We start from the raw sequence: 16,597 nt of genomic DNA on the forward strand, positions 1-16,597 counted from the left end.
CGAATCATCCCTCTGGGGTGGCCAGTTCCGGGGAATCGAGCGGGTCGGCGCGTCCCGCCGCTTCGAGGAGTTCGGCGAGCCCGATCAGATCGGTGCCGGTCAGTCGCGGAAGGGCGCAGCCGGAGAGGGTGCGGCAGGCCTCGCGCCAGGAGACGGGGAGCGCCGCGCCCCCGCCGAGCGCCCCGCAGAGCGCCCCGGCGAGGGCCGGGGCCGAGTCGGCGACCCGGGACAGACAGGCGGCGGCCGGTACCGCCTCGGCGATCCGGCCGCGCGAGGCGATCGCGAGGGCCAGCGCGACGGGGACGGTCTCGGCCGCCGCGATGCCGTAGCTGTAGACGTGGTCGACGATCTGGTGCTCCAGCAGGGGCACCAGGGCGAAGGCGTTCTCGCTGCCCTCGGCCAGGGCGAGGGCGTGCCGGGCGTTGCGGCCGATCTCCGTACCGGCCGGGAGTTCGGCGAGGGCGGCGTCCACGCAGGTCTCGACGCGATGCCCGGCGAGCGCGAGGGACACCGCGGCCGCCATCGCGCGGGCTCCGTGCACCCCGTCGCCGTCCTGGGTGTAGCGGGCGTCGAACTCGGCCAGTTCCGCGGCGAGTCGGGGCTCTCCCGGATGGGCGACGGCGAGCACGCAGGCCCGGACGCAGGCGGCGTCGTCGAAGTAGTGCGGGTTGTCGTGACCGGTGGCGGGCGGGCGCAGCCCGGTGGCGAGGTTGCCGAGTCCCGCCCGTACCGAGATGCGGGCCCGCAGGGGGAGCAGGGCGGACTCGACCTCGGGGGCGCGGTCCGCCGCGGCGGCGACCTCGCTGGCCACGGCGTTCCAGGACAGGTCGATGGACGCGCGCATCCGGCGCTCGTGGCCGATGTCGCCGAGGGCCGCGGTCTCGCCGGCCCGCAGTACGGCCTCCGCCGCGAACGCCGCCCACTCGGCGTCGTCCGAGGGTCCGAGCCGCAGCGGCTCCGGGGGCTGGTTCAGGGCGATCGGCACGGGGAGGGTCGTCGTGGCGTTCTGCTCAGCGAAGGTGTCGAGTTCGCGGGTCAGCCGCCGCGTCCACTCCGGCATCCGCGCGGCCCGGTGCCGGGCGGCGGGCCACCCGGCGGCGTCACCGGCGGCCAGCCCGAGCAGCAGCCCCTCGATCCGCCGGGGCGGCTCACCGGGCGTGCCCGGCCCGGCCGGCGCGTCGCCGGTGACCTCCTCCGGGCGAGTCACCCGGTTCCGGGCGTCGCCGGCGTTCGTCGGCGGCTCGGGAGCGCGCAGGGGGGACACCGTATCCGCGGTGAATCCGACCGTCCCGGGCTCGGCACCACCGGCCGGAGCCACCGTCGGCGGGTTCCCCGCGAGGAGGGTCGGCGTCTCCGCCTCTCCCGCCGCGACGGACGGCGGCAGGAAGGCGGCGGCCCCCGCCGGCGCCGCTCCCTCGCCCGCGTGCTCACCGGAGGCGTCCCCGGCCGGGCGGGGCCTCACGACCGCACCTCGCCGTCGAAGGCCGCGTCAGGGGTGCGCGCGCCGGCCCCGGTGCCGAGGAGAGGGGGCCCCGGGGGAGTCGCGGGCGCGCAGGCGTCGGGTGGTCGGGCCACATGAGGGTCGGCGGCCGGAGCGGCCCGCCACTTCTCCCCGGACTCCGGGGTCAGGAGTTCGGCCACGTCCAGGATGTGGTGGCCCTCCATCGAGGGGAGGCAGCTGCCGCGGGCCGGTCCGATGGCGGACGCCCAGGCCGCCGGGATCGCCGACGCGCCCCGGGTCGCGCCCGCCAGCGCCCCGGCGACCGCGGCGGTCGTGTCGGCGTCGCGGCCCATGTTCACCGCGGTGAGCACGGACTCGGTGAACTCGCCGTCCGCGGCCGCGTACGCCCCGAAGGCGAGGGCCACCGCCTCGGGCGCGAGGTCGGTCCAGGGGTAGCCGCCGATCACCACCGCGGAGCGCACCGCCCGTTCGCCGCGGTGGGCCACCGCGACCGCGCGGCGCAGCGAACGGGCCGTCCACGAGTCGTCCGGGATGACGGCCAGCGCGGAGGCGACGACCGAGATCGTGGGAGCGCCGGCCATCGCGGCGGCGACGCCCGCGGCGACGGCCTGGCCGCCGTAGATGCCCTCGCCCTCGTGGCTCACCGAGCCGTCGATCGCCACGAGCCGCGCGGCCTCGGCGGGCCGCCCGGCCGCGAAGACCCCGAAGGGGGCCGCGCGCATGGCCAGACCGTCGCTCCAGGCGTGCCGGTGCTGGGCGGAGATGGGTGCCGCCAGCCCCCGGCGGAGGTTCTCCAGCGTGCCGCGCTCGCTGAATCCGGCCCCGCGGAACGGGCCCTCGTCGAGGTCCGCGATCCACTGGTGCCAGGCGGACTCGACGTGCGCCACGGTGAGCGCCGACCCGTGCCGGGCCAGCAGGAGTCCCGAGAAGATCGCGTACTCGGTGTCGTCCGTGCCGGCCGGATGCTCGGCGACGTACCCGGTGATCCGGCCCCACCGGGCACGGATCTCCGACGGCTTCATGTTCTCGGCGGGGGCGCCCAACGCGTCCCCGACGGCGAGTCCGAGCAGTGCGCCGCGGGCCCGGTCACGGAGACCGGCGGCGCTCCCGGGAACCGGGGCCGAGGGAATGCAGGCGATGGAAGCCATACGTGCCTCTCCTCTCAGGGCCCCTGCAGGTGCGCGGAGTGCGGGCGCGGAACCCTTTGCGGATCTGTCCCACCTTGGCGGTTGACAAGAGCCTCGCGCGCCCCACTGTCACCCGGTCGACATCTGTGCATGTCATGCCACGGATGAGCGGAAAAGGGTAAAGCCCCAGGTTAGCGCAGCCTTTCCTTGCTGGCGGGATGGAATGGCGCGGCGTACTTTTGGGGTTGTCAAAAAGTGGAAGACGTCCAATCAAGCTTTCAGGGGGACCACCGTGGCGATCATCGAGACCGAGGCGACGCTGCACGAGGCGCACCGCGACAACCACACCCACCGCGACGTCAACGGCGGATGGCTGCGCCCGGCCGTGTTCGGCGCGATGGACGGCCTCGTCTCGAACCTCGCGCTGATGACCGGCGTGGCCGGCGGGAACGTCTCGCACCAGACGATCGTCATCGCCGGACTCGCCGGCCTCGCGGCAGGCGCCTTCTCCATGGCAGCCGGCGAGTACACCTCGGTCGCCTCGCAGCGCGAGCTCGTCCAGGCGGAGCTGGAGGTCGAGCGCCGGGAGCTGCGCAAGCACCCCCAGGACGAGGAGCGCGAGCTGGCCGCGCTGTACGAGGGCCGCGGCGTCGAGCCCGAGCTGGCCCGCGAGGTCGCCCGGCAGCTCTCCCGCGACCCCGAGCAGGCGCTGGAGATCCACGCGCGCGAGGAGCTCGGCATAGACCCGGGCGACCTGCCCTCCCCGACCGTCGCCGCCGTGTCCAGCTTCGGCGCGTTCGCCCTGGGCGCCCTGCTGCCCGTCCTGCCGTTCCTGCTCGGCGCGACCGCCCTGTGGCCCGCGCTGCTGCTCGCGATGATCGGCCTCTTCGGGTGCGGCGCCGTGGTCGCCAAGGTGACCGCCCGCAGCTGGTGGTTCAGCGGGCTGCGGCAGCTCGCTCTCGGCGGTGCCGCGGCCGGTGTGACGTACGCCCTGGGCAGCCTGTTCGGTACGGCCGTAGGATGACGCGACGAGCGCTTATGCAAGGGACTGCATAAGTAGTTGTTACTCAGCGGTTTCGATTACTTGACCACTGGGAATGAGCCGTAAGCACCGCAGGCAATGACGCCTGCGCAGCACCCCGTGACAGGCCACGAAGCCTGCCGCGACCAGGTCCGACGAGCAACGATCTGTCCGTCGAGGCCCCATATCTTCCACCGCCGAGCGCGGTGCCGCCGCAACCCCCGCGGTGTCCGCATGCTGGAACGAAGTATCCGGTTCCCGAGAACCGCTCCATCATGTAACCTGCACGAAATTTTGCACCCAGCAGAGGGCCAACGTCGTCCCTCGGCATCAGTCATATGCCACGACGACGACGGGAGAGCCGATGCGTACGCCGCGCCAGCCGTCCCAGCACTCCGTGAACGGCCAGAAGTGGTCCTTCATGGATGCTCGCCCTGCTGCCCAGGGTATGTACGACCCCCGCAACGAGCACGACGCCTGCGGCGTCGGCTTCGTGGCCACCCTCACCGGTGAGGCGAGCCACGCGCTGGTCGAGCAGGCGCTCACCGTTCTGCGCAACCTGGAACACCGCGGTGCCACCGGCTCCGAGCCCGACTCGGGCGACGGTGCGGGCATCCTGTCCCAGGTCCCGGACGCCTTCTTCCGCGAGGTGGCCGATTTCGAACTTCCCGCAGCCGGTGCGTACGCGGTAGGCATCGCCTTCCTGCCCGAGGACGGCACCGACGAGGCCGTCTCACGGATCGAGACGATCGCCGCCGAAGAGGGCCTCACCATCCTCGGCTGGCGCGAGGTCCCGGTCGCCCCCGGACTCCTCGGCGCCACCGCCCGCTCGACGATGCCCGCCTTCCGCCAGATCTTCGTGAGCGACAACGCGAGCGAGGGCATCGCCCTCGACCGCACCGCGTTCGTGCTGCGCAAGCGCGCCGAACGCGAGGCCGGTGTCTACTTCCCGTCGCTGTCCGCGCGGACCATCGTCTACAAGGGCATGCTGACCACCGGCCAGCTGGAGCCCTTCTTCCCGGACCTGTCCGACCGCCGCTTCGCCTCCGCGATCGCGCTCGTGCACTCCCGCTTCTCCACCAACACCTTCCCGAGCTGGCCGCTCGCCCACCCGTACCGCTTCGTCGCGCACAACGGCGAGATCAACACGGTCAAGGGCAACCGCAACTGGATGGTGGCCCGCGAGTCCCAGCTCGCCTCGGATCTGTTCGGCGACAAGGGCCTGGAGCGGATCTTCCCCGTCTGCACGCCGGACGCCTCCGACTCGGCCTCCTTCGACGAGGTGCTCGAACTCCTGCACCTCGGCGGCCGCTCGCTCCCGCACTCCGTGCTCATGATGATCCCGGAGGCGTGGGAGAACCACGACTCCATGGACCCGGCCCGCCGCGCCTTCTACCAGTTCCACGCCACGATGATGGAGCCCTGGGACGGCCCGGCCTGCGTCACCTTCACCGACGGCACCCAGGTCGGCGCGGTCCTCGACCGCAACGGTCTGCGCCCCGGCCGCTACTGGGTCACCGACGACGGCCTCGTCGTCCTCGGCTCCGAGGTCGGCGTCCTCGACATCGACCCCGCCAAGGTCGTCCGCAAGGGCCGCCTCCAGCCCGGCCGCATGTTCCTCGTGGACACCGCCGAGCACCGCATCATCGAGGACGACGAGATCAAGGCCGGCCTCGCCGACGACCTGCCCTACGCGGAGTGGCTGGAGGCCGGCGAGATCGAGCTCTCCGACCTGCCCGAGCGCGAGCACATCGTGCACACCCACGCCTCGGTCACCCGCCGCCAGCAGACCTTCGGCTACACCGAGGAAGAGCTGCGCATCATCCTCGCGCCGATGGCCAAGGCCGCCGCCGAGCCGATCGGCTCGATGGGCACCGACTCGCCGATCGCCGCGCTCTCGGCGCGCCCGCGCCTCCTCTTCGACTACTTCACCCAGCTGTTCGCGCAGGTCACCAACCCGCCGCTGGACGCGATCCGCGAAGAGCTGGTCACCTCCCTGCGCTCCTCCCTCGGCCCGCAGGGCAACATCCTCGAACCGACGGCCGCCTCCTGTCGCAGCGTCACCCTGCCCTTCCCGGTGATCGACAACGACGAGCTGGCCAAGCTCATCCACATCAACGCCGACGGCGACATGCCCGGCATGAAGGCCGCGACCCTCTCCGGCCTCTACCGCGTCTCCGGCGGCGGCGACTCGCTCGCCGCCCGGATCGAGGACATCTGCGTCGAGGTCGACGCCGCCATCGAGAACGGCGCCCGGCTGATCGTCCTGTCGGACCGCCACTCCGACGCCGAGCACGCGCCGATCCCGTCGCTGCTGCTCACCGCGGCCGTCCACCACCACCTCATCCGCACCAAGCAGCGCACCCAGGTGGGCCTGCTGGTCGAGGCCGGCGACGTCCGCGAGGTCCACCACGTCGCCCTGCTCATCGGCTTCGGCGCCGCGGCCGTCAACCCGTACCTCGCGATGGAGTCCGTCGAGGACCTCGTCCGCGCCGGCACCTTCCTCCAGGGCATCGAGGCCGAACAGGCCATCCGCAACCTGATCTACGCGCTCGGCAAGGGCGTCCTGAAGGTCATGTCCAAGATGGGCATCTCGACCGTCGCCTCCTACCGCGGCGCACAGGTCTTCGAGGCCGTCGGCCTGGAGCGGGCCTTCGTCGAGAAGTACTTCAACGGCACCACCACCAAGATCGGCGGCGCCGGCCTCGACATCATCGCCCAGGAGGTCGCCGCCCGGCACGCCAAGGCCTACCCGGCCTCCGGCATCGCGCCCGCGCACCGCGCCCTGGACATAGGGGGCGAGTACCAGTGGCGCCGCGAGGGCGAACCGCACCTGTTCGACCCCGAGACGGTCTTCCGCCTCCAGCACTCGACGCGCTCCGGCAGCTACGAGATCTTCAAGAAGTACACGGACCGGGTCAACGAGCAGTCCGAGCGCCTCATGACGCTGCGCGGCCTGTTCGGCTTCACCTCGGACCGCACCTCGATCCCCCTCGACGAGGTCGAGCCCGTCTCCGAGATCGTCAAGCGCTTCTCCACCGGCGCGATGTCGTACGGCTCCATCTCCAAGGAGGCGCACGAGACCCTCGCCATCGCCATGAACCAGCTGGGCGGCAAGTCCAACACCGGTGAGGGCGGCGAGGACGCGGACCGGCTGTACGACCCGGCCCGCCGCTCCAGCATCAAGCAGGTGGCGTCCGGCCGCTTCGGCGTGACCAGCGAGTACCTCGTCAACGCCGACGACATCCAGATCAAGATGGCCCAGGGCGCCAAGCCCGGCGAGGGCGGCCAGCTGCCCGGCCACAAGGTCTACCCGTGGGTCGCCAAGACCCGTCACTCCACACCGGGTGTCGGTCTGATCTCCCCGCCGCCGCACCACGACATCTACTCCATCGAGGACCTGGCTCAGCTGATCCACGACCTCAAGAACGCCAACCCGCAGGCCCGCATCCACGTGAAGCTGGTCTCCGAGGTCGGCGTCGGCACGGTCGCCGCCGGTGTCTCCAAGGCCCACGCGGACGTCGTCCTCATCTCCGGCCACGACGGCGGAACGGGCGCCTCGCCGCTCACCTCCCTCAAGCACGCGGGCGGCCCCTGGGAGCTCGGCCTCGCCGAGACCCAGCAGACCCTGCTGCTCAACGGCCTGCGCGACCGCATCGTCGTGCAGACCGACGGCCAGCTCAAGACCGGCCGCGACGTCGTCATCGCCGCGCTGCTCGGCGCCGAGGAGTTCGGTTTCGCGACCGCGCCGCTCGTCGTCTCCGGCTGCGTCATGATGCGCGTCTGCCACCTGGACACCTGCCCCGTCGGCATCGCCACGCAGAACCCGGTGCTGCGCGAGCGGTTCGCCGGCAAGGCCGAGTACATCGTCAACTTCTTCAAGTTCATCGCCGAAGAGGTCCGCGAGATCCTCGCCGAGCTGGGCTTCCGCACCATCGAGGAGGCCGTCGGCCACGCCGAGAACCTCGACGTGGAGCGCGCCATCACCCACTGGAAGGCGCAGGGCCTGGACCTGTCCCCGCTCTTCTACGTGCCCGAACTGCCCGAGGGCGCGGCGCTGCACCAGGTCATCGAGCAGGACCACGGTCTGGAGAAGGCGCTCGACAACGAGCTGATCAAGCTGGCCGCCGACGCGCTCGCCGCGGACTCCGCGACCGACGCCCAGCCGGTCCGCGCCCAGGTCGCGATCCGCAACATCAACCGCACGGTCGGCACCATGCTCGGCCACGAGGTGACGAAGAAGTTCGGCGGCGCGGGCCTGCCCGAGGACACCGTCGACATCACCTTCACCGGCAGCGCGGGCCAGTCCTTCGGCGCCTTCCTGCCGCGCGGTGTCACGCTCCGCCTGGAGGGCGACGCCAACGACTACGTCGGCAAGGGCCTCTCCGGCGGCCGGGTGATCGTCCGTCCCGACCGGGGCGCCGACCACCTCGCCGAGTACTCGACCATCGCGGGCAACACCATCGCGTACGGCGCGACGGGCGGCGAGCTCTTCCTGCGCGGCCGCACCGGTGAGCGCTTCTGCGTCCGCAACTCCGGCGCGACGGTGGTCTCCGAGGGCGTGGGCGACCACGGCTGCGAGTACATGACCGGCGGTCACGCGGTCGTCCTCGGCGAGACGGGCCGCAACTTCGCGGCCGGCATGTCCGGCGGCGTCGCCTACGTCATCGACCTCGACCGCGACAACGTGAACGTCGGCAACGTGGACGCCGTCGAGGAACTCGACGACACCGACAGGCAGTGGCTGCACGACGTCGTGCGCCGCCACGCCGAGGAGACCGGCTCGACGGTCGCCGAGAAGCTGCTCGCCGAATGGCCCGTGGCCGTGGAGCGCTTCAGCAAGATCATCCCCAGCACGTACAAGGCAGTGCTCGCCGCCAAGGACGCCGCCGAGCGAGCCGGACTCGACGAGTCCGCGATCACCGAGAAGATGATGGAGGCGGCGACCAATGGCTGATCCCAAGGGCTTTCTGAACCACGGCCGTGAGGTCGCCACCTCCCGGCCGGTCGAGGAGCGCGTCAAGGACTGGAACGAGGTCTACGTTCCGGGCTCGCTGCTCCCGATCATCTCCCAGCAGGCATCGCGCTGCATGGACTGCGGCATCCCGTTCTGCCACAACGGCTGTCCGCTCGGGAACCTGATCCCCGAGTGGAACGACTACGCGTACCGCGAGGACTGGCAGGCCGCGTCCGAGCGACTGCACGCCACGAACAACTTCCCGGAGTTCACGGGCCGCCTGTGCCCGGCCCCGTGCGAGTCGGCGTGCGTGCTCGGCATCAACCAGCCCGCCGTGACCATCAAGAACGTCGAGGTCTCGATCATCGACAAGGCGTGGGACAGCGGCAGTGTCGCGGCCCAGGCCCCGGAGCGCCTCTCCGGCAAGACGGTCGCCGTCATCGGGTCCGGCCCGGCCGGCCTCGCCGCCGCCCAGCAGCTCACCCGCGCCGGCCACACGGTCGCCGTGTACGAGCGTGCCGACCGCATCGGCGGCCTGCTGCGCTACGGCATCCCCGAGTTCAAGATGGAGAAGCGGCACATCAACCGCCGCATCGAGCAGATGCGCGCGGAGGGCACCCGCTTCCGCACGGGCGTCGAGATCGGCCGCGACCTCAAGGCGACGGACCTGCGTAAGCGGTACGACGCCGTGGTCATCGCCGCCGGTGCGACCACCGCCCGTGATCTGCCCGCCCCCGGGCGGGAGTTGAACGGCATCCACCAGGCCATGGAGTACCTCCCGCTGTCCAACAAGGTGCAGGAGGGTGACTTCGTGGCGCCCCCGATCACCGCCGAGGGCAAGCACGTCGTGGTCATCGGCGGCGGCGACACCGGCGCGGACTGCGTGGGCACCGCCCACCGTCAGGGCGCGGCCTCGGTCACGCAGCTGGAGATCATGCCGCAGCCTGGCGAGGAGCGGAACCCGGGCCAGCCCTGGCCCACGTTCCCGATGCTCTACAAGGTCACCTCCGCGCACGAGGAGGGCGGTGAGCGGGTCTACTCCGTCAACACCACCCACTTCGAGGGCGACGAGGACGGCAACGTCCAGTGGCTGCACCTCGTCGAGGTCGAGTTCGTCGCCGGGAAGCTGACCCAGAAGCCGGGCACGGAGCGCAAGATCCCCGCCCAGCTCGTCACGCTGGCGATGGGCTTCACCGGCACCGACGTCGAGAACGGCGTGGTCTCCCAGTTCGGTCTGGAGCTCGACGAGCGCGGCAACATCGCCCGCGACGCCGACTTCGCGACCAACGTGCCCGGCGTGTTCGTCGCCGGTGACGCCGGCCGCGGCCAGTCCCTCATCGTCTGGGCCATCGCGGAGGGCCGCTCGGCCGCCCGCGGTGTCGACCGCTTCCTCACCGGAGCGAGCGACCTGCCCGCCCCGATCCGCCCGACGGACCGCTCGCTGATGGTCTGACCCGGCGGATCGGTGACCCCGATCGCGTGACCCGACGGTCACTCAAGAACGTCCCGCACAATGGCGTGCGGAACACGAGACGGCGCCTGCCTCCCTGTCCCCGACCGGACGACCTGGCAGGCGCCGCCGCATGCCCGCACAACGGCGGCCCCACGCCGCCGTGTTCGCGCGGACGCCACCGGACTAGGGCACCCGGTACGTCTCGCCGTACACCTTCCATACCAGCGGCGTGTCCAGACCGAGGTTCCCCTCGCGCAGGAACACGCGCTGCGCCGTGTCGATGCGGGTGGTGTCGCGGTGCGCGTCCCGGGACCGCATCGCCGCGCGGCGCACGTCCAGGAACGTGTCGAGGTACGCCTTCTCGTCGCCGCCCCGCGAGGGGGGATCCGCCTCGCGCAACGCACGGTCGCGCAGGCCGTAGAAGCCGTAGTCGCCGGTGCCGGGGCCGTGCATGACCATCGCGTCGTAGTAGATGAACTGGCCGAGGGTGCCCAGGCCGTCGCGCCGCGCCTGCCGGACGGCGGGGTCGAAGTAGACCCGGTCGCGCTCGGCGTCCTGCGCCGCGCGGAACGCGGGCACCGTCGCCTCGTGGCGCCAGGCCGCCGGGAAGCCCGGGTCCAGGCCCTCGTGCGAGTCCGACCCGTCCACCCTGCGCAGCGCCGGGAGGTAGCGGGCGAGCCCGTTGTCCGGATGCTTCCTCGTGTAGGACTCCACGAGCGTGAGCAGGTCGTGGGTGCCGGTGCAGAAGCCGATGACGCCCGCCGTGTACCCCTGGCCGTCACCGATGTCCTCGACATAGGCGTACGCCTCACGCCAGTCGAGTGTCGAGTTCTCGGCACTGGCCACCAACTGCTGGGCCAGCTCCTTCTTGCCGGGGGCCGCGAGACCCGCCGGCACGGCGGCGGCCCTCCGGTCGTCCGTGCCGCGCTCGGCCGTCGCTCCGGACCGCCCGGTGGCCTGCCGCGACGCCGGCGCGGACGGCCCGGCATCGGCTCTGGCCGGGTGCTCGGGCAGCGCGCAGTACACCGCTGTCGTGACCAGGACCGGAACAACCGCCAATAACAGGAAACCCGCACGTTTCATGACGGACAGGGTACGCAGGGACGGTGCGCGCGGGGACGGCGTACGGGTGTGCCGCACCCGAAGTTCACGCGCGCACCCGCCCCGGTGGGCACCGTCCCGGCCCGGGGCCGTGACGTAACCTCGGCGTACCGCAACCCTCGTACGACGGGAGCCCCCGCATGGCCGGAATCAGCCTGACCAAGGTCGAGGAGACCGCGCCCGCGCTCGTCGACCTGTACAAGAGCGCCGGGGTCTCCCTCACCAAGCACGGGCTGAGCGGGCAACGGGCCGCCGTCTACCTGGTCGTCGACTACTCCGGGTCGATGAAGCCCTACTACAAGGACGGCAGTGTGCAGGCCCTCGCCGACCGGGTGCTCGGGCTGTCCGCCCACCTCGACGACGACGGCACCGTCCCCGTCGTTTTCTTCTCCACCGACGTGGACGCCGTCACCGACATCGCGCTCGACAACCACGACGGACGGATCGAGCGGATCGTGGCCGGGCTGGGCCATATGGGCAAGACCAGCTATCACCTCGCCATGGACGCGGTCATCGACCACTACCTCGACAGCGGCTCCAAGGAGCCCGCTCTCGTCGTCTTCCAGACGGACGGCGGACCGATCAACAAGCTCGCCGCCGAACGCTACGTGTGCAAGGCGGCCCGGCTTCCGCTGTTCTGGCAGTTCATAGGGTTCGGTGACCCCGCCAGCAAGCAGTTCGAATTCCTGCGCAGGCTGGACGAGTTGGCCGTCCCGCAGAAGCGGGCCGTCGACAACGCCGGGTTCTTCCACGTCGGTTCGGAGCCGCGGAAGCTGACCGACGGGGAGCTGTACGACCGGCTCGTCGCGGAGTTCCCGCAGTGGCTGGCCGCCGCCCGGGCCCAGGGGATCCTCACGTGAGCGTCCAACTCCTGCCCGCCGCCGGGCGGACCGCCGTGCCCTGGAAGAACGGCGGCGGAGTCACCCGGGAGATCCTCGTCCGTCCCGAGGGCGCGGACATGTCCGGCTTCGCGTGGCGGGTCAGCCTCGCCGACGTCCGCGCGGACGGGCCCTTCTCCGCCTTCGCCGGCGTGGACCGGATCCTCACCATGGTCGAGGGCGCCGGGATGGACCTGACGGTCGGGGACGCGCGCCGGCTCGTCGACACCCGGTACGTTCCGCAGCGCTTTCCCGGTGACCTGCCCACCGGGTGCCGGCTGCTCGGGGGGCCTGTCGTGAACCTCAACGTCATGTGGAACCGGGGTGGTTCGGTGGCGCCGGGCGTCGAGGTCCTGCTCCCCGGCGACGGGGTGGCCGTCCCGGCGGGGCCGGCCGTACTGGTCGTGGCACTCGGCTCCTCCGCGGAGCTGGCGGGGCTGTCCCTGGGGTGTTACGACGCCGCCGTGCTGACGGCGCAGCCGGTGACTCTCCGGGGGGCCGGGCCGGTCGCGGTGATCCGGGTGGACGCGTAGACGTTTCTTCGCCCCCTCCGCCCCTTCCCGTCCCGTTCCCGGGGGCGCTGCCCCCGGACCCCCGCTCCTCAAGCGCCGGAGGGGCTGTCACTCGGCCCTTTCTGGTCGCATCAACTCCCCAGTGGCGACGCACCGTTGGCTTGGCGGGGAGGGCGTGGCACCCTGGGGCCGAGGGGGCTGCGTATGAGCGTGCGTGAGGGGCGGCGGGCCGAGACGGCCAAAGGCGAGCGGCTGGCGGACTGGGCCGACGGCCGGCTCGGGATCTACTCGCTGGCCAAGGCCAACATGCGCAAGGTCTTCCCGGACCACTGGTCGTTCATGCTGGGCGAGGTCTGCCTCTACAGCTTCATCGTCCTGATCATCACGGGCGTCTACCTCACCCTGTTCTTCGAGCCCAGCGGGGTGGAGGTCGTCTACCACGGCTCGTACGAGCCGCTGAACGGCATCACCATGACCAGGGCCTACGAGTCCACCCTGGACATCAGCTTCGACGTGCGCGGCGGACTCCTGATCCGGCAGATCCACCACTGGTCGGCGCTGGTCTTCCTCGCCGGGATGCTCGTGCACATGATGCGGGTGTTCTTCACCGGCGCGTTCCGCAAGCCGCGCGAGGTCAACTGGCTGTTCGGCTGGACCCTGTTGATGCTCGGACTGCTCACCGGGCTGACCGGCTACTCGCTCCCGGACGACCTGCTCTCCGGCACCGGCGTCCGCTTCGCGCAGGGCGCGATCCTCTCCATCCCGGTCGTCGGGACGTACATCTCCTTCTTCCTGTTCGGCGGCGAGTTCCCGGGGCACGACATCATCCCGCGGTTCTTCCCGATCCACGTGCTGCTGCTGCCGGGCATCATGCTCGGGCTGGTCGTCGCCCATCTGATCCTGGTCTTCTACCACAAGCACACGCAGTACCCGGGGGCCGGAAAGAACCAGACGTCCGTCGTCGGCATGCCGTTCATGCCCGTCTACATGGCGAAGGCCGGCGGCTTCTTCTTCCTGGTCTTCGGCGTACTGTCGATCATGGGCGCGATCGCCACCGTCAACCCCGTGTGGGCGTTCGGGCCCTACCGCCCCGACCTGGTCACCACAGGCGCCCAGCCCGACTGGTACCTCGGGTTCTCCGAGGGACTGATCCGGGTGATGCCGGGATGGGAGATCAACGCCTTCGGCCACACCCTCCAGCTGGGTGTCTTCATCCCGTTCTCGCTGTTCCCGCTCATCATGGCCGCCATCGCCGTCTACCCGTTCATCGAGGCGTGGATCACCGGCGACCGGCGCGAGCACCACATCCTGGACCGGCCGCGCAACGTCCCCACCCGCACCGCGCTCGGCGTCGCCTGGCTGACGCTGTACGCCATCCTGCTGGTCGGCGGCGGCAACGACCTGTGGGCCACCCACTTCCACCTCTCGATCAACGCGATCACCTGGTTCGTCCGCGTCGGCGTGTTCGCCGGACCCGCGCTGGCCTTCGTCGTCACGCGACGCGTCTGCCTGGGACTGCAACGCGCCGACCGGGACAAGGTGTTGCACGGCCGGGAGTCCGGCACCATCAAGAGGCTCCCGCACGGCGAGTACGTCGAGGTCCACGAACCCCTCACCCCGGCGCAGCGGTTCACCCTCACCCAGCACGAGCAGGCACCGCCCTTCGAGGTCGGCCGGCTGGTCGACGCGAACGGCGTGGCCCGCCGGGCCGGTCCCACCCGGCGGCTGCGGGCCCGGCTGGCGCGCGGTCTCCACGGTCCCGCCGCCCACGTCCCGAAACCGACGGCCGAGGAGTACCGGGAGATCACGAGCGGGGACGATCACCACTGAGACCGGCCAGCACCCGCTCCCGGCACTCGGCCGGAGTACCCCACGCGGTGCGCAGGGCGCGCGCCTTGGTGAGCCAGAGCGACAGGTCGCACTCGGCGGTGTAGCCGATCGCGCCGTGCAGCTGCAACGCGGTCCGCGCCGTGGCGTACGCCGCCTCGACCGCCGTGACCTTGGCGGCGGCCACGTCCGCGGGCGTCATCGACAGGGCGGCTCCGAACAGCAGGGGGCGGGCGAACTCCAGGGCGATCTTCGCGTCCGCCAACCGGTGCTTGACCGCCTGGAACGAGCCGACGGGCACACCGAACTGGGTGCGCTGCCCGACGTACGCGACGGTCCGGTCGAGGAGAGCGAGGCCGACGCCGAGCGCCTGGGCGGCCGTCGCGAGCCGCGCCCACGTCACCGCGTCCCGCGCGGCGCGGACGACCTGCGGCCCGCGCGCCAGGAGTTCGCCGCCGGCCTCCGGCCGGGCCAGGCGCCGGGCGCGGTCCATGGACGCGCGCACGGGGCCGTGACCGGACGCCCGGTACAGGCTCTCGCCCTCCATGGCGAGCAGCACGGTCGCCGCGTCGGCGTCGAGCGCGTACCCGCCGTCCATGGCGAGCGTGGCGACGCTCCCGCCCGCGGCCAGCCCCGGCAGCAGCCGTTCGGCGGGCCCGGTCTCGCCGCGCTCGCCCAGACCGTTCAGCAGAGCGGCCGCCGCCACCGTCTCCACCACCGGACCCGGTACCGCGTGGCGGCCCAACTCCACGTAAGCCACGACGAGTTCGACTGGGAGGGGGCCGACACCTTCGTACTTCTCCGGTACCGCCAGCGCGAAGACCCCGGCCTCGGCGAGGCGCGACCACAGGGCCGAGCCGGGCGCGCGATCGCCCTCGGCCCAGGCCCGCACCGCCGACGGGGTGTCCGCGGCGGACAGCATCGCGTCCAGGGAGGCGGCGAAGGCACGCTGTTCGTCGTCGAGCAGGAAACGCATCAGCGGCGCCCCTTCGGAAGGCCGAGCAGCCGCTCGGCGACGATGTCGCGCTGGATCTCGTTCGTGCCCGCGTAGATCGGCCCCGCAAGCGAGAAGACGTACCCCTCGGACCACGCCGTGTCCGCCAACTCGCCGCCCTCGCCGAGCAGATCGAGGGCCGTCTCGTGCAGCGCGATGTCGAGCTCGGACCAGAACACCTTGTTCATACTCGACTCCGGACCGACGCCCTCCCCGTCGAGGAACCGGGAGGCACCCGCGTACGTGAACAACTGGTAGGCGCGGGCGCCGATCACCGCGTTCGCCACCCGGTCGCGCAGCGCCCGGTCCGCCCGGTCGCCGACGTCGCACCACAGTGCCACCAGCCGGTCGGCGGCCGCGAGGAAGCGGCCGGGTGAACGCAGCGTCAGGCCCCGTTCGTTGCCCGCCGTCGACATCGCGACCCGCCAGCCCTGCCCCGGCTCGCCGATCACGTCCTCGTCCGGGACGAACACGTCGTCCAGGAAGAGTTCCGCGAACGCCGGTTTCCCGTCGAGCCGGCCGATGGGACGCACGGTGACGCCGGGCGCGCGCAGGTCGAACATCAGGTACGTCAGGCCCTGATGGGGTTTCGGCAGGCCGGGCTGGCTGCGGAACAGGCCGAACGCGCGGTCGGCGAACGCCGCCCGCGACGACCAGGTCTTCTGCCCGTTCAGCCGCCAGCCGCCGGCCACCCGCACCGCGCGCGAGGACAGCGAGGCCAGGTCGGAACCGGCCTCGGGCTCGGACCACGCCTGCGCCCAGACCACCTCGCCCGTCGCCATCGGTGGCAGCACCCGCGCCCGCTGCTCCGCGGTGCCGTGGTCGAAGAGGGTCGGCGCGAGCAGGCTGATCCCGTTCTGCCCGACCCGGCCCGGCGCGCCCGCCGCGTGGTACTCCTCCTCGAAGGCCAGCCAGTGCATCAGGTCCGCGTCCCGGCCGCCGTAGGCCGCGGGCCACGACACCACCGACCAGCGGTCCGCCGCGAGTTCGGCCTCCCAGACGCGGTGCGCGGCGAAGCCCTCCTCGGTCTCCAGCGAGGGCAGCGGGACCGTCGGGACATGCGCGCCCAGCCAGGTGCGGGCCTCGGCGCGGAACGCCTCGTCGGCGGGGGAGGGGGTGAGATCCATCGGCTTCACCTCTCGGCTGATGCTGCGACTGCGACTGCGACTGCGACTGCGGGCTGCGGCTGCGACTGCGACTGCGGCTGCGACTGCGACTGCGGCTCTGGCTGTGCCTGCGCCGGCGGGGGCACGGGGGCTTCGCCG

At 71.9% G+C, this 16,597-nt stretch carries 11 protein-coding genes; 6 read left to right on the plus strand and 5 right to left on the minus strand.

Translation table 11 applies throughout. The features are described from left to right. Positions 1–4: 4 nt before the first annotated feature. Both OG406_RS29220 and OG406_RS29225 read right to left on the minus strand, forming a co-directional pair. Entirely contained in the window at positions 5–1,462 is a 1,458-nt protein-coding gene (locus OG406_RS29220; RefSeq protein ID WP_267050529.1) for an ADP-ribosylglycohydrolase family protein, read from the minus strand. Beyond that, the gene (locus tag OG406_RS29225; protein WP_266612912.1) at positions 1,459–2,610 is read right to left on the minus strand and encodes an ADP-ribosylglycohydrolase family protein; all 1,152 of its coding nucleotides are present in this window, start codon (positions 2,608–2,610) and stop codon (positions 1,459–1,461) included. Before OG406_RS29225 ends, OG406_RS29220 begins: the two co-directional genes overlap by 4 nt. A gap of 271 nt (positions 2,611–2,881) precedes the next feature. On the opposite strand from OG406_RS29225, the gene OG406_RS29230 reads away from it, so the two are divergent. From OG406_RS29230 to OG406_RS29240, 3 genes are all read left to right on the plus strand, one after another. Further along, positions 2,882–3,613: a VIT1/CCC1 transporter family protein gene (locus OG406_RS29230; RefSeq protein WP_329188602.1), complete on the plus strand. Its 732-nt coding sequence runs from the start codon at positions 2,882–2,884 to the stop codon at positions 3,611–3,613. 361 nt (positions 3,614–3,974) lie between these two features. Then, positions 3,975–8,567 (plus strand): glutamate synthase large subunit, encoded by a 4,593-nt coding sequence (gltB, locus tag OG406_RS29235; RefSeq protein WP_329188603.1) that lies wholly within the window; start codon positions 3,975–3,977, stop codon positions 8,565–8,567. Further along, complete coding sequence (locus OG406_RS29240; protein ID WP_081216679.1) at positions 8,560–10,020, plus strand: glutamate synthase subunit beta; 1,461 nt, start codon at positions 8,560–8,562, stop codon at positions 10,018–10,020. Before gltB ends, OG406_RS29240 begins: the two co-directional genes overlap by 8 nt. Before the next feature lie 183 nt (positions 10,021–10,203). On the opposite strand, the gene OG406_RS29245 is transcribed toward OG406_RS29240, so the two are convergent. Next, positions 10,204–11,103: a chitosanase gene (locus OG406_RS29245; protein WP_329188605.1), complete on the minus strand. Its 900-nt coding sequence runs from the start codon at positions 11,101–11,103 to the stop codon at positions 10,204–10,206. A 158-nt stretch (positions 11,104–11,261) separates the two neighbouring features. Here OG406_RS29245 and OG406_RS29250 point away from each other — a divergent pair, with 158 nt between their 5' ends. The 3 genes from OG406_RS29250 to qcrB all read left to right on the plus strand — a co-directional run bounded on the left by OG406_RS29250 (position 11,262) and on the right by qcrB (position 14,341). Next, the gene (locus OG406_RS29250; protein WP_329188607.1) at positions 11,262–11,981 is read left to right on the plus strand and encodes a vWA domain-containing protein; all 720 of its coding nucleotides are present in this window, start codon (positions 11,262–11,264) and stop codon (positions 11,979–11,981) included. After that, a complete protein-coding gene (locus OG406_RS29255) occupies positions 11,978–12,532 on the plus strand; it encodes a HutD/Ves family protein (RefSeq protein ID WP_266612906.1) in 555 nt (184 codons plus the stop codon). The genes OG406_RS29250 and OG406_RS29255 overlap by 4 nt, the downstream gene beginning before the upstream one ends. A 183-nt stretch (positions 12,533–12,715) precedes the next feature. Further along, positions 12,716–14,341 (plus strand): cytochrome bc1 complex cytochrome b subunit, encoded by a 1,626-nt coding sequence (gene qcrB / locus OG406_RS29260; protein WP_266849085.1) that lies wholly within the window; start codon positions 12,716–12,718, stop codon positions 14,339–14,341. On the opposite strand, the gene OG406_RS29265 is transcribed toward qcrB, so the two are convergent. Continuing rightward, the gene (locus OG406_RS29265) at positions 14,316–15,314 is read right to left on the minus strand and encodes an acyl-CoA dehydrogenase family protein (protein ID WP_329188610.1); all 999 of its coding nucleotides are present in this window, start codon (positions 15,312–15,314) and stop codon (positions 14,316–14,318) included. The genes qcrB and OG406_RS29265 overlap by 26 nt on opposite strands. Beyond that, complete coding sequence (locus OG406_RS29270; protein ID WP_329188612.1) at positions 15,314–16,459, minus strand: acyl-CoA dehydrogenase family protein; 1,146 nt, start codon at positions 16,457–16,459, stop codon at positions 15,314–15,316. Before OG406_RS29270 ends, OG406_RS29265 begins: the two co-directional genes overlap by 1 nt. Positions 16,460–16,597 lie beyond the last annotated feature (138 nt).

Origin of the sequence: Streptomyces sp. NBC_01428 (assembly GCF_036231965.1) — a bacterium.
GTDB lineage: Bacteria > Actinomycetota > Actinomycetes > Streptomycetales > Streptomycetaceae > Streptomyces.